Consider the following 12,673-nt stretch of genomic DNA (forward strand, 5'->3'; position numbering starts at 1 on the left):
GGGTGTGGGGGGTGTCCTAGGGTCGGCGCATGTCGAGTCCGTTGGTGCCGGGTGTCGGGGAGTTGTTCGAGGCGGAGGTGGACCGGGCGGCTTGGCGGCGGACGTTGCGGCCGTGGTCGGCGGGTGGGGTCGCCGGGGTCGTGGTGGGGGTCGGGTTGGTCGTGGTGGGGTGGCCCTGGCCGGTGCTGGGGTGGGTGGTGGTGGGTGCGGTGGTGCTGGTGGTGGGGGCGAAGGTGGCGGGGTACGTGGCGCGGCGCAAGCGGCGGGCCACGTCGCTGACGGTGGACCGGGTGGGGGTGCGGGTGCCCACGGGTCGGGGGCCGGTGTTCCTGCCGTGGGAGTCGTTGCGGTCGGTGGTCGTCGACGGGGTGACGTTGCGGTTCCGGGTGCGCCCGGCCATCACCCCCGGTTCCCCCGGGGTGTTGGGGTTGCACCGGCGCGATGCGTGGCCGGTGGCGTCGGGGCCGGGGTTGCCGGTGGACACCCGGTTGTTCACCCGGGAGCTGACCGAGATCGTGGCGGCGGTGCGGTTGTACTCCGGTGACTGCGTGCGCATCGCCGACGCTTGAGGATCACTCAGTCGGCGGCGGTCACCCACAGCCTCATGATCACTACACTCTGCGAGAACTCGGGGGTGTTCGGCCCCCGGTGGGTGATGGCGATCGTGTGAAGGGGTGTTCGGGCTGTGGTGATCACGCCGGAGACGCGTAGACCCGGGTCGCCGTTGTTGGACCTGGTCCGGTTGACCCGGGTGCTGCGCCTGGGGGAGGGGTCGGCGTCGGTCGGGGTGGGGGTGGTGGCCGCCGCGGAGGAGGTGCCGGTGCTGACCGGGGCGGTGGGGCGCGACGGGTTGGCGGTGGGGGTGCGGTGCCCGTGGCGGTCGCGGGTGGTGCCCGCGCGGGGGTGCCCGCCGGGGGAGTTGGCGGTGGCGTTGCGGGAGGTGCTGCGGGGGCCGAGCCGGGTGCTGGTGGTGGCGTCCTCGGCGCGGGTGGGGCCGCGGTCGCACCGGGTGGCGTTGACCGCGGCGCTGGACGCGGCCGCGGGGCGGGGTGTCCCGGTGTTCGCCGCGGCGGGCACGACGCGGTGCGCGGTGACCGCGCACCCGTGGGTGGTGCCGGTGTACTCGTGCTCGGTGACCGGGCGGCCCAGTTGGTTCGTGGAGTGGGCCGAGGATTCCGAGGAACCGGTGGAGGGTTTCGAGGAGGACCCGGTGGGGGGTGACCCGGAGGCGGCGCCGCGGGGGTTGTTGGCGCCGGGGCAGGAGGTGCCGGGCCCGTACGGGCGGGCCACCGGCAACGGGGTGGCCGCGGCGGTGGTGGCCGCGACCGCGGCGCTGCTGTGGTCGTTGGCGCCGTCGGTGCCGGGGTCGGTGCTGCGTTCGGCGCTGCTGGTGGGGGCGACCACCCCCCGCCGGTGGGCGCCGCCGTTGTTGGACGCGCAACGGGCGTGGGAGTTCGTCGCCCGCGGCGTGGCCTGACCCTCAAGTTGAGGTTGAGGGTTGTGTGGTCAAGGGCGGGTTGAGGGTGCGGTCGGGCCTGTGGATGGGCTGGTCAGGGGTGGTTCAGGTGGTGGTTGAGGGTTTGCGGGGCGGGTCGGGTGGTCGCGGGGGGCAGGCCGAACATCGGCAGGCACTGCGCGACTCCGTGCAGGGTCACCGCGACCGTGCGGTGGGCCGCCCAGGCTTGCCGGGTCAGGCGCAGCCGCTGATCGATCGCCACGGCGCCGCGCACGACGCGCCGCTCGATGCCGTCGGGTGCGTAGCCGAGCCTGCGCGAGACCCCCAGCGAGGCGGGGTTGTCGGTGAACGCCGCCGAGCGGGCCTCCCGGGCGCCCAGGCCCTCGAACGCCAGGTGCAGCACCGCGGCGCGCATCTCGGTGCCGATGCCGCGACCGTGGTGCGCCCGCCCCAGCCACGACCCGGTCACCACCTCCCCGGTCACGGCCAGGTCGGTCGCCGAGAGGCCCTGCATGCCCACCACCACCCCCTCGCACACCACCACCAGCGGCAACGACCAGTCCCGCGGTGTCCACGCCCCCAACGTCCGCCAGTGGTGCTGCACCACCGCGAGCGCCACCTGCCCCGGCGGGGCATCGGTCCACGGCACGACGAAGGGCATCGTGGCCGGGTCGTGCACGCCGCCCGCGGCCAAGTGGGCCAGGGCGGTGAGCTGCTCGGGGTCGGGCAGGCACAGGTGCAGGCGCGGGGTGCGCAGGTGCAGCCCGGCGGGGGTGAACACGTCGGTGGGCATCGGCCCATGCTGGAGCAGGTGGGGCGCGGCGGTCACCCGGTTTAGCCCCGGCGGTGCTCAAGACCCCAGCGGTGTTCGAAGCGGGCGCGGTGGGCGCGCAGCAGGTCCTCGGCGTCGGCCTCGGCGCGGGTGGGCACCGGCACCCGGGCGAAGCGGGCCGCCGCGGCGGCGATCCCGGCGACGAAGCGGCGCCCGACCGCGGTCAGCGGGGCGGTGGCCAGCACGGCGGCGGTGGCGGTGACCGCGGCGCGCCAGCGGGCGAACTCGCGGTCGGCGTGCGGGCCGGACCCGGTGGCGCGGCGGGTGTGCCAGAACGCGGTGACCCCCAGGTGGGCGTAGGTGCCGTGCAGCAGGCCGGGCAGGGGGCGGGGGTCCGGGCGCCACGGGGCGTAGAAGGTGTCCGCGCACGGCGCGGTCAGCGGGTGCAGGTCCATCACCGCGGTGAGCTTCGCGTGCTGGGTCTCGTGGGTCAGGGTGGCCGCGGTGGCCTCGGGGTCGTCCCCGGCGGAGAGGAACACGCACCCCAGGGCGTCGGCGAGGGTGGCGCTGGTCTGCGACCCGGGTGGGGGTGCCAGGGCGGTGGCGGTGGTGGTGATCGCCGCGGTCTCCGCGGCGGCGTCGGGGTGGTCGCGGGCCAGCAGCGCCCACCCGGCGGCCACCCGGCCCGCCCACCGCGGCGGTGGGGGGCAGGCGCCGAGGTCGGCGGGCAGCAGGTCCGGGGGCCAGTCGGCGGCGACGACCTCGGCGGCACCGCCGGGGCGCAGCACCGGGAACGGCGACCAGGGCAGGGTGTCGGTGCGGTGGCGGCCTGCGATCGCGGTGGTGGCGGTGCCCAGCGACGGCAGCACCCCCGCCCGGGTCGGCGGGAAGGACAGCACCGCGGGCACCCCGGCGCGCACCGCGGCCGCCGCCGCCACCCACGCCAGGTCCGCCGCCCGGCCGTGGCCGCGCACCGCCCGCGCCGTGGCCCACGCCCCCACCAGCGGGTCGTCGAGGACCCGGTCCACCGCGGCCGGGGCCGCCGCGCGCACCGCGCCCAGGGCGCGGAAGGCGGCGGTGGCGTCGGGGTCACCGGTGATCGACAGCCGCAGCAGGCCCAGGGTGCGGGAGCGGCGGGCGGCGACCAGGGCGCGCACCGCTGCCTCGCCGCCGCCCCCGGCGGCGAGGGCGTCGAGGGTCGCCGGGGCCACGGTGTGCCGGGGCAGGGCGCGGGTCACCGCAGGTGTTCCAGGTCCGCGGCCAGGCGGGTGCTCGCGTGGGTGATCAGCCGGGTCAGGTCCGGGCAGTACACCGACGGGTTGTCCAACCCGGACCCGGCGCGGTGGCGGTGGGCGGGTTGCCCGCCGCCGCAGACCCGCAGCAGTGGGCACGCCGCGCACGTCGGGCACACCGGCGGCGCGGGGGCCAGGGCGGCGTCGAAGGGGTCGCGGTGCACGCTCAGGCCGGTCGCGGCGGCGGTGGGGACGGTGGCGGCGAGGATGTCGGAGCGGGCGATGCCGCCGTCGGTGTCGACGACCACCTGCGGGGACGGGTCGGTGCCCAGGCCCTCCACCGTGGACTCCCCGCCCAGCAGCAGGTCGAGCAGGGCGTCGAACAGGCGCACGGAGGTGGGGCCGGGGGCGGCGGTGTACCAGTGCTCGAAGATCGTGACCAGCCAGTCGCCGTAGGGGGTGCGGGTGGGGTCGGGGGCGCGGCCCGGGGGTGGGGTGTCCCAGGTGCCGTGCGGGAGCAGGTAGTCGAGCACCGGTGGGGCGGACCCGGTCAGGGCGGTGTGGGTGGCCAGCGGGTCGGCGGTGGGGTCGATGACGCACAGCAGCCCGCCGAAGACGTGCCGGTAGGGGCCGGTCAGTGCTGTGAGGCGTTCGGTGACCGCGGCGTGGGTGCCGTGCCCGGAGTGGGTGCGGCGGTGGCGGTCGTGCCCGGCGGCGGTGCCGTCGAGGCTGACCCCCACCCGCACCCCGAACTCGGCGAACAGGTCCAGGAAGGCGGTGTCGAGCAGCAGCCCGTTGGTCTGCACGGCGAAGTCCACCCGGGCGGGCACCCGGTCGCGGGCGCGGGTCAGCACCCGGCGCAGGGCCGCCACCCCCGCCAGCAGGGGCTCACCGCCGTGCAGCACCACCTGCACCGCGTCGAGGCCGTGGGCGGCGGCGTGCTCGGCGACGCGGTCCACCGCGGCGTCGGCGGTGCCCGGGGCCATCGCCCGGGGCTTGGCGCGCCAGGACCCGTCGCCCATCTCGTAGACGTAGCAGTAGTCGCAGGCCAGGTTGCACCGGCCGTGGACCTTCAGCACGAACTGGCGCACCGGCCGCGGCCCGGTCATCCCACCCTCCTCCCGGGGGCCACCCGTCCGGGTGGCGTGAGCGGTCATCATTCCCGGCCCGTGCGGTGACCGGCGGGTTCTCGTCACCGCAGTACCCGATCGGCTCATCCCCGTGTCGGGTGGCCGCGCGCGATACCATGGGTGGCAGGCACACCACGGGGTGTGACGATCCGGGGGAGGGGGGCGTGCCGTGGACGCCCGACGCGCCGAGCACGCCGACACCACCGCAGACCGCGGCACCGACACCACCGAGGCCACCGGCGGGCCGGGCGGCGGCGGGACCGGGGCCGCGGCGGATGGGGGTGCGGCGGGGTTGCCCGACCTCACCGGGCTCGACTTCGCCGACCTGGAGGCCATGCCGGAGTCGGTGCTGCGCGCCGCGCTGCGCCGGGTGCTGGCCGACGGCGGTGCGCCGAGCAGGTTCGCCGCGTTCCAGAACTCCCTCTAGGGTGTTGCGACGATCGGGTGATCTTGGTCGCCGGGGGGCATCGGGAACCCCCGGGCGGGAGTCTCCTCAAGACGGGACACGTCGGCGCGGGTGGGATGTGGGAATCGGATGAGCGGACGTCGGGAGGCGGTCGGGCAGGCCGCGGTCACCGTGTTCGCCGCGGCCGCGGTCCGGCCGGGGCGCGCCGACGCGGTGGCCAACCTCGCCGTGCTGCTGGCCGCCGCCGGGCGCCGGGTCCTGGTGCTGGACTGGTCCACCGAGAGCCCCCCGGTGCGGGAGTTCCTCGACCCGTTCCACACCGACACCGCCGAGGTGCCCGCCGCGCTGTGGGCGGGGCTGCTGGCCATGGTGCCCGCCCACGCCCGCCCGGCCGGGGTCGGGCCGCTGGAGCGGTTCACCGTGCCCGGGCTGGCGGGGCCGGTGGACCTGATCTGCACCGGCACCCCCGGTGGGCTGCCCGACTTCGTCACCGCCACCGCCTCCCCCGCCGCGTCGGGGGACCTGCGCGGGCTGCTGACCGAGTCCGACTACGACGACGTGCTGGTGCTGCTGCCCGCCGGGCGCGACCCCGACCGGCTCGCCGCCGCCGCGGCCCTGGGCGACCTGGCGGTGGTGGTCTTCGCCGGGGGGCCGCGGGCGGTGGCCGCGGCGGTGGAGGTGGCCACCGGGTTGCGGCGGGCGGCGACCGTGCGCGTCGACGTGGTCGCCCTCGCCGCCCCGTTCCCCGCCGGGGACGACCCCGAGCAGGCCGCGCAGGCCCGCACCGACATCCACCGGGCCTTCGCCCCCATCACCGCCGAACAGGCCGACGCCCCACCGGTCGACGGGCATCTGGAGTTGCCCGCCTGGCGCCACGACGACCCGTTCGCGCTGCTGGCGGTCCTGGTGGAGTCCCCCGACACCGCCCCCGCGGTCCTGGCCGGGCACGCCGCGCTCGCCGAGGTCGTCACCGGGCACGGGCTGCCCACCGCCGACGGGGTGCCCGCCGCCACCCGCGCCACCTACCGGCGCGCGTTCGGGTTGCCCACCGACGGTGAACCCGACCGGGTCCTCGTCGCCGCCGCCCCCGCCCACCGGCCCTGGTCGGACTGGGTGCGCGACCAGCTCGCCCGCGCCGGGGCCCGCACCCGCGACCTCGCCGACCCCGGCGACTGGCTCGACCCGGGGGCGCCGGTGGCGCCGTCGGTGCTGGCCATCACCGCGGGCGACACCGACCCACCCGGCCTCGACGCGCTCGCCGGGCGGGGGCTGCGCACCCACCGGTTCACCCCCGCCCCCACCCCCGAGGGGCCCGTGGGCCCGGCCGGGCGGCGCAGCGCCACCGAGCACGCCGACCGGGCCCGGTCGGCCATGCTGCGCGCCCTGGGCCTGGTCGAGCGGCGCACCGACTTCGCCGGGCCCGCCCCCCGGCTGCCCGGACTGGCCCCGGCCCGCTTCGGCGCCCCCGGCCTCAACCCGCGGCTGACCCCCCGCGACACCGACATCAACGCCCTGCGCGACCGGTTCACCCGGGCCGGGGAACGGCGCACCATCGTCACCGTCACCGGGGCCGCCGGGGCGGGCAAGAGCCAACTGGCGCTGGCCTACGCCCACCGCTTCGCCTACGACTACGACCTGGTGTGGTGGGTGCCCACCCACGACCGGCAACGGGCGTTCGTCGCCCTGGCCGGGCTCGCCGCCGGGATGGGGCGCGCGGGCGGGCACCAGGCCAGGGCGGCGCTGCGGGCACTGGCCACCGACCCCGCCTGCAGGCGGTTCCTGCTGGTGTTCGACGACGTGCCCGCCGACGACGACCTCGAGGACCTGCTGCCCGAGGGCGGCACCGGGCACATCCTCATCACCACCCGCTCCGCCCTCGACAGCACCGTCGAACTCACCGGCATGGTCGCGGGCGAGGCGGTGGCCCTGCTCACCGGCGCCGTGCCCGGGTTGACCGCCGAGCACGCCGCCGCCGTGGCCGAAGCCCTCGACCACCGCCCCTACGCCCTGGAACTGGCCGGGTGCTGGCTGCGGGAGACCGTGGAAGCGCTGTGCTCGGCCGGGGCCGCCGTCGCCGCGGCCGCCGACCACGCCGCGGCCGACCTCGTCGCCGAACTCACCCGCCCCGCCGACACCCACACCCCGCACCGGGCCCACGACCCCGCCGGGTGCCGCATGACCGAGCACACCCTGGCCACCCTCGCCGAGACCACCCTGGGGCGGGTGACGCTGCTGCTGGTGCGCATGGGGGCGTTCCTGTCCGCCCAGGGGGTGGCGCTGGGGTTGATGCGGTCGCGGCCGCTGGTGGCCGCGGTGGCCGACCTCGCCGCCGACGACGCCCTGGCCCTCGACGCCACCCGCGTCGACCGGGCCCTGCGGCTCGGCGAGCGCTACGGGCTGCTGGAGGTCGACTGGGGCAACCGGGCCCGGGTGCACCTGGGCAACACCCTGCAGGGCATCGTCGCCGACCTCATGGGCCCCGACGAGCGCGAGGCCACCCGGGCCACCCTGCTGCGGTGCCTGGCCCGCTACGCCCCCGCCGAGACCGCCGACGAGGCCGGGTCCGCCGACCGCTTCGCCGAACTGCAACGCCACGTGCTGCCGTCGGGGGCGCTGGGCAGCGACGACCCGCAGGTGCGGCGGTGGCTGGTCAACCAGGTGCGGTACCTGTACCTGCACCGCGGCGAGTACGGCATCCTCGACGCCGCCCTCGACATCGGCGCCGGGGTCCTCGACGACTGGGCCGCCCGCTTCGGCGTCGACGACCCGCTGCGGCTGCGGCTGGCCGGGCAGCTTGCCAACCTCGCCCGCGACCTGGGTCACCGCCGCCGGGCCCTCGACCTCGACCGCGACACCCTCGCCCGGCAACGGGCCCGCCCCGACTCCGCCGGGGACCTGCCCACCCTGGCCACCGCCCGCGGTCTCGGCGGGGACCTGCGCGGCCTGGGCCGCTTCGCCGACGCCCTCGTCGAGGACCAGGTCACCTGGGAGGGTTACGTCCGCGAACTCGGCGAGGACCACCCCCAGACGCGGCGGGCGGCCAACAACCTCGCGGTGTCGCGGCACCTGTCCGGTGACACCGAGGGCGCCCTGCGCGTGGAGGAGGACAACCACCGCCGCCGCCTGCGCCTGTTCGGCGAGGACGACCCCGACACGTGGTGGTCGGCGACCAACATCGGCGTCTACCGGCGCGAGCTGCGCCACCCGCGGGCGGTGGAGGGGTTGCAGATCGCCTGGCAGAAGCTGCGCGACCTGCTCGGCGCCGACGCCCGCGCCACCGTGTGCGCGGAGTGGCAGTTCAGCGCCGCCCTGCGCGGCACCGACGCCGGGCGGGCCCGCAACCACGCCCGCAACGCCCGCACCGTGCTGCGCGCCCTGCTCGGCGAGACCCACCCCGACACCCTGGCCGCCACGCTGAGCTTCGCCCACGCCCAGCGCCGCTTCGGCCAGGACCACGCCATGGCCCTGGAACTGGCCCTCGACGCGCACGCCGGGTTCACCGCCGAGGTCGACCTGCCGCCCGGGCACCCGTTCCTGGCGCTGTGCGAACTGGGCCTGGGGCAGGCCGAGGCGCACGCCGGGTCCCACGAGCGCGCCGAGGAACGCCACCGCCACGCCCTGGCCCTGCTCACCGACCGGCTCGAACGGGTGCACCCGTGGACCCTGGCCGCCGCGGTCGACCTGGGTGCGCTGCTGGCCGAGACCGGGCGCCTCGACGAGGCGGTGCGGATCACCACCGCCGCCCGCGACGACGCCGTGGACTACCTGGGGCCCGGGCACCCCTGCGCGGTCGACGCGGGCGCCAACCTCGACCTCGCCGCCCGAGGGGTCACCACCGGCTGGAGGCTGATCGATGTCGACGTCCCCCAGACCTGACGCGCACGAGACCGTGCCCGCCCACCTGCCCGCCGACGTGGGCGCCCTCATCGGGCACTACCGCGACACCCTGGCCGCCGCGACCGCCCTGGACTGGTTGGGGCACTTCCGGGCCGGGACCCTCGCCTACGGCATCGACCGGCTCGGCGAAGCAGAACCCGCCCCCGACCACCTGCCCGGCACCACCCGCCGCGACGCCGTCGAACGCCTCGGACGCCAGGTCACCTCCACCGTGCGCGCCCTCGACCGCACCCTGCAACAGGCGGGCACCGGCAGGCTCATCCGCACCGTGCTCAGCACCGACCGCAACGCCCTGTTCTGCGACACCGTGCGCCCCGGCGACGACGTCATCGGGGTCATGCCCGTCACCGACGGGCCCGACGCCGTCGACGCCGGGGACCGCGCCGTGGCCGCCCTGGCCACCCGGCTGCGCGCCCTCGACGGGCTGCCCGCCCCCAACTACGGGTCCTTCGACACCACCGCGGTCACCGACCGCGCCGGCAGCCCCACCCGGCCCCTGCCGCGCCCGGGCACCGACACCGCCGCCATCACCGACCGGATGCGCGCCGACATCGGCCCCGACACCCTGCACCTGCTCAGCTACTGGTCCGACGGGCGGGCCGAGGCCACCGTCGACTGCCTCGACACCGTCACCGGCCCCGCCCGCGGCGCCCGCCTGCGCGCCCTCTACGCCGCCCTCGGCGCCGACCTGGGGCCCAGGGCCAACGAACTCAACCGGGCCGCCGGGGGCGCCCTGCGCGGGCGGCTGCTGCGGCTGGTCCTCGACGTGGAGTCCGGCGCGATCTACTACCGGCGCCTGCCCGCCCGCCGCTACCTCGTCGGGGTCACCCTGAACCAGGCCCACGTCGCCGCCGCCGACGACCGCATCTCCGCCCTCGCCCAGGACCTCACCCACCCCGACGGTTGAACCCGGCCGGACGCCGTCCCCCGCACCCCGGAAGATGTTGAAGGTGAGAGGACTTCGGCATAGGATCGACCCGGAGTGTGCGGGACTCGGCCGTTGCGGTGAACGGGGACACCATGGTCGCAGCACCAGAGGAGTACGCGTCGTGACAGCCCTGTCACGGTCGGTTGCCGTGGTGGGGGCGGTGTCGGCCGGGTGGGGCTTGGCCGCGGCCACCGGCTTCCACGACGCCGCCGCCTCCGACGCCTACGGCTTCCTCGTCACCGCCCTGCTCGGCTTCGGCCTCTACACCAGCACCCGCGGCATCGACATCGACGAGTTCCGCGCCCACCTGCGCACCGTCCTCATCGCGGTCACCCTCGGCGTCGCGGCCAAGGTCGCCCTGATCTTCGCCGTGCTGCACGCCGTCGGCCACGACGTGAAGGCGCTGCTGCTGGCGGTGGCCGTCGCCCAGATCGACCCGCTGTCGGTCGCCGCGATGCGCGCCAAGTCCCGCATGAGCGAACAGGGCAAAGCCCTGCTGGCCGCCTGGGCGTCCTTCGACGACCCGGTCACCGTCCTGCTCACCGCCTACCTCGGCGCCGCCCTGCTCGGCCCCGACTTCGGCGCGGGCACCGGCGGCGCGGCCGGGTTCGCCCTCAGCGTCGCGGGCAACCTCGCCCTCGCCGCCGCGGTGTGCTGGACGTGGCGGCGGGTCGGGGACCGCCCGCGCGGGGCGGTGGGCAACGCCGTCGTCGCCGCGGCGGTGCTCGTCGTGGCGTTCCTGGCCGTGCGGTACTCGCTGATGCTCGCCCTGGCCCTCATCGGCCTCGTCGTGCGCCCCGACGTCGGCGACGCCCTCGACCGCCTCGCCGGGGCCGCCCTGTACCTCGGGCTCGGCGCCATCGGCGCGGTCCTGGTCACCGGCATCCCCGTCGGCACCGGCGTCGTCCTCGGTGTTGCCGCGTTCGCCGCCCAGTTCGTCGTCGCCTACGCCGTCACCGCCCACCGCCACTGGCGCCGCGACCGGCTCCGCCTCGCCCTCGGCCAGCAGAACGGCCTCACCGCCGTCATCCTCGCCCTGCTGCTGGAACCCGCCTACCCCGGCGCCGCCGCCACCGTCGCCGTGGCCGTCGTCGTGGTCAACCTCCTGCACCTGAGCACCAACGCCGCCCACGACCACCTGGCCCGCCCCCGGCTCGAGGCCGACCGTCGCGACCGGCGCGTCCCGGCCACCCCGGTGCTGGAAGGCTGAGCCCCTTCCACCGCGCGCAGCGGCGCGGAGCATGAGGGTCGTTCAGCCGGTGAGACCGCCCAGCCACGCCTGCGCCCCGGCCACCACCTCGCCGGTCAACCCGGTGTGCGGGTCGACCGGCACCAACAGGGTCGCGACATCACCGCGCCGGGCCAGGAACTCCGCCCGCGGACCCGGGTACAGGTCGAAGTCGTCGTCGAACCACACCAGCGGCCTGCCATGCGCGTACCGGGACACCCCCGGGAACTTCCACCCCGGCCCCTCGGCGAAGGTCACCGCGGGCAACCGCGGCAGCCCCAACACCGGACCGACCATCGTGTTCGCCTTGTGCTCCCACGTCGTCGCCCACACCAACTCGGCCCCGGTGCGCTCGGCCAACCCCAGCAGCGCCGCACCGTGCGCGGGGTCCAACCACAACCGCAACGGCCGCCTGCGACTCCACCCCGACAACCGGAACCGGTGCTCGACGTACCCCGCCGGGCGGGTGTCGTCGGTCGCCGCGAACGGGTTCAACGGCCCATCGACATCCACGAACACCACCGGCCGCACCCCCGAACCCCACCACGACCACCACCGGCACGGCAACCACGGAGTGGATCAGGCCTCGCTCGTTCAGCGGAGTGGTCGAGATGCCCGGTGGGCATAGGGTTCGGTGACGCGCCCATGACTGGGGATTGGGCGCCAATCGAAACTGGGGTTTCGCATGAAGAGCACGACGGGTCTGTTCGGCCTGCGCGCGAAAGCACTCGCGGTGGCCGCCGGGGTCATCACCTCGGTGGTGTTGACGCCCGGCGTGGCGCACGCCTACACCGGGCAGGTGATCGGCTGGACGTCCCCGGCCGACCCGGTCAGGAACGTCCCCACCTCCTTGTCGTCCGGGGCGACCGCCATCGCGGTGGGTGGAGGGCACGCCTTGGCGGTCAAGAACGGCGGGGTGATCGCCTGGGGCCACAACGCCTACGGACAGACCGGCGTTCCGGCGGTGGCCACGTCCGGGGTGACAGCGGTGGCGGCGGGGGCCAGCCACAGCTTGGCGCTCAAGAACGGTGGAGTGATCGCCTGGGGGGACAACACCTCAGGGGGAGCCACCGTACCGGCAGCCGCCACCTCGGGGGTGGTCGCGATCGGTGCCGGGTGGTCCTTCAGCGTCGCACTCAAATCGACCGGGACCGTGGTGGCGTGGGGCAACGTGCCCGCCGGGCTCAACGGTGCCACCGGGATCAAGGCCATCTCGGTCAATGTGCTCGACGCCATCCTGGTGCGGAACGACAACTCATTGGCCCAGTACACGCTGGTCAACTACACCCCGGCGCCGCCGAACACAGCGGGGTTGCCGGTGAAACAGGTGGCGGCCGGGGTGTCGGTGCACATCGGGTTGACCAATGACGGGCACACCTTCGCCTGGGACACGGAGGGAGAACCCGTCGACCTGCCCGCGTCGATGCAGAGCGGGGTCAAGTCGGTGGCCGCTTCCTGGACGCACCTGCTGACTGTGGGCAACGACGGAGCTGTGCGAGTCGTGTGGCTCTACGACTACAGCCTGGTGACTTTGCCCAGCTCCTTCACCAGCGGGGTCGACAAGGCGCTGTTGGGGGTCGACAGCAACAACGAGACCTGGGTCGTGGCGACCAAGTGATCCCGG

11 protein-coding genes are annotated in these 12,673 nt (G+C 76.0%); 7 read left to right on the forward strand and 4 right to left on the reverse strand.

Going from position 1 to position 12,673, the window contains the following annotated elements; translation table 11 throughout:
• Positions 1-29 precede the first annotated feature (29 nt).
• Together UO65_RS36990 and UO65_RS36150 are read left to right on the forward strand one after the other, a co-directional pair.
• Positions 30-569 carry a hypothetical protein gene (locus UO65_RS36990; protein ID WP_035286977.1) on the forward strand — a complete coding sequence of 180 codons (540 nt, stop codon included), beginning with the start codon at positions 30-32 and terminating at the stop codon, positions 567-569.
• A gap of 155 nt (positions 570-724) precedes the next feature.
• Positions 725-1,477 carry a hypothetical protein gene (locus tag UO65_RS36150; protein ID WP_152552253.1) on the forward strand — a complete coding sequence of 251 codons (753 nt, stop codon included), beginning with the start codon at positions 725-727 and terminating at the stop codon, positions 1,475-1,477.
• Between the two features lie 73 nt (positions 1,478-1,550).
• Here the strand turns inward: UO65_RS36150 and UO65_RS25010 are convergent, their stop codons facing one another.
• The 3 genes from UO65_RS25010 to UO65_RS25020 are packed head-to-tail and all read right to left on the reverse strand — an operon-like array spanning position 1,551 to position 4,569.
• On the reverse strand, positions 1,551-2,249 hold the full coding sequence (locus tag UO65_RS25010; RefSeq protein ID WP_052021747.1) for a GNAT family N-acetyltransferase: 699 nt from the start codon (positions 2,247-2,249) through the stop codon (positions 1,551-1,553).
• Positions 2,250-2,290: 41 nt separating this feature from the next.
• On the reverse strand, positions 2,291-3,466 hold the full coding sequence (locus tag UO65_RS25015) for an HEXXH motif domain-containing protein (protein WP_052021748.1): 1,176 nt from the start codon (positions 3,464-3,466) through the stop codon (positions 2,291-2,293).
• On the reverse strand, positions 3,463-4,569 hold the full coding sequence (locus UO65_RS25020) for an FxsB family cyclophane-forming radical SAM/SPASM peptide maturase (protein WP_035286986.1): 1,107 nt from the start codon (positions 4,567-4,569) through the stop codon (positions 3,463-3,465). Before UO65_RS25020 ends, UO65_RS25015 begins: the two co-directional genes overlap by 4 nt.
• Positions 4,570-4,759: 190 nt before the next feature.
• Between UO65_RS25020 and fxsA the strand changes: the two genes are divergently transcribed.
• The 4 genes from fxsA to UO65_RS25040 all read left to right on the forward strand — a co-directional run bounded on the left by fxsA (position 4,760) and on the right by UO65_RS25040 (position 11,031).
• Positions 4,760-5,017, forward strand: a complete 258-nt coding sequence (gene fxsA / locus UO65_RS25025; RefSeq protein ID WP_035286988.1) for an FxSxx-COOH cyclophane-containing RiPP peptide — start codon at positions 4,760-4,762, stop codon at positions 5,015-5,017.
• A gap of 108 nt (positions 5,018-5,125) precedes the next feature.
• Positions 5,126-8,872: an FxSxx-COOH system tetratricopeptide repeat protein gene (gene fxsT / locus UO65_RS25030; protein ID WP_035286991.1), complete on the forward strand. Its 3,747-nt coding sequence runs from the start codon at positions 5,126-5,128 to the stop codon at positions 8,870-8,872.
• A complete protein-coding gene (locus tag UO65_RS25035) occupies positions 8,850-9,800 on the forward strand; it encodes a hypothetical protein (protein WP_152552255.1) in 951 nt (316 codons plus the stop codon). Before fxsT ends, UO65_RS25035 begins: the two co-directional genes overlap by 23 nt.
• A gap of 142 nt (positions 9,801-9,942) precedes the next feature.
• Complete coding sequence (locus tag UO65_RS25040) at positions 9,943-11,031, forward strand: hypothetical protein (protein ID WP_152552256.1); 1,089 nt, start codon at positions 9,943-9,945, stop codon at positions 11,029-11,031.
• A gap of 42 nt (positions 11,032-11,073) precedes the next feature.
• Here UO65_RS25040 and UO65_RS25045 read toward each other — a convergent pair whose 3' ends face one another.
• A complete protein-coding gene (locus tag UO65_RS25045) occupies positions 11,074-11,571 on the reverse strand; it encodes an HAD domain-containing protein (RefSeq protein WP_200873458.1) in 498 nt (165 codons plus the stop codon).
• Between the two features lie 163 nt (positions 11,572-11,734).
• On the opposite strand from UO65_RS25045, the gene UO65_RS25050 reads away from it, so the two are divergent.
• Positions 11,735-12,667 carry an RCC1 domain-containing protein gene (locus tag UO65_RS25050; protein WP_052021750.1) on the forward strand — a complete coding sequence of 311 codons (933 nt, stop codon included), beginning with the start codon at positions 11,735-11,737 and terminating at the stop codon, positions 12,665-12,667.
• Positions 12,668-12,673 lie beyond the last annotated feature (6 nt).

The organism is Actinokineospora spheciospongiae (assembly GCF_000564855.1).
Classification (GTDB): domain Bacteria; phylum Actinomycetota; class Actinomycetes; order Mycobacteriales; family Pseudonocardiaceae; genus Actinokineospora; species Actinokineospora spheciospongiae.

Excerpts from the sequence above, each read along its gene's own strand:
- UO65_RS36990 (WP_035286977.1), top strand. The coding sequence starts at position 30 with ATGTCGAGTCCGTTGGTGCCGGGTGTCGGGGAGTTGTTCGAGGCGGAG.
- UO65_RS25010 (WP_052021747.1), bottom strand. The coding sequence starts at position 2,249 with ATGCCCACCGACGTGTTCACCCCCGCCGGGCTGCACCTGCGCACCCCG.
- UO65_RS25020 (WP_035286986.1), bottom strand. The coding sequence starts at position 4,569 with ATGACCGGGCCGCGGCCGGTGCGCCAGTTCGTGCTGAAGGTCCACGGC.
- fxsT (WP_035286991.1), top strand. The coding sequence starts at position 5,126 with ATGAGCGGACGTCGGGAGGCGGTCGGGCAGGCCGCGGTCACCGTGTTC.
- UO65_RS25035 (WP_152552255.1), top strand. The coding sequence starts at position 8,850 with ATGTCGACGTCCCCCAGACCTGACGCGCACGAGACCGTGCCCGCCCAC.
- UO65_RS25050 (WP_052021750.1), top strand. The coding sequence starts at position 11,735 with ATGAAGAGCACGACGGGTCTGTTCGGCCTGCGCGCGAAAGCACTCGCG.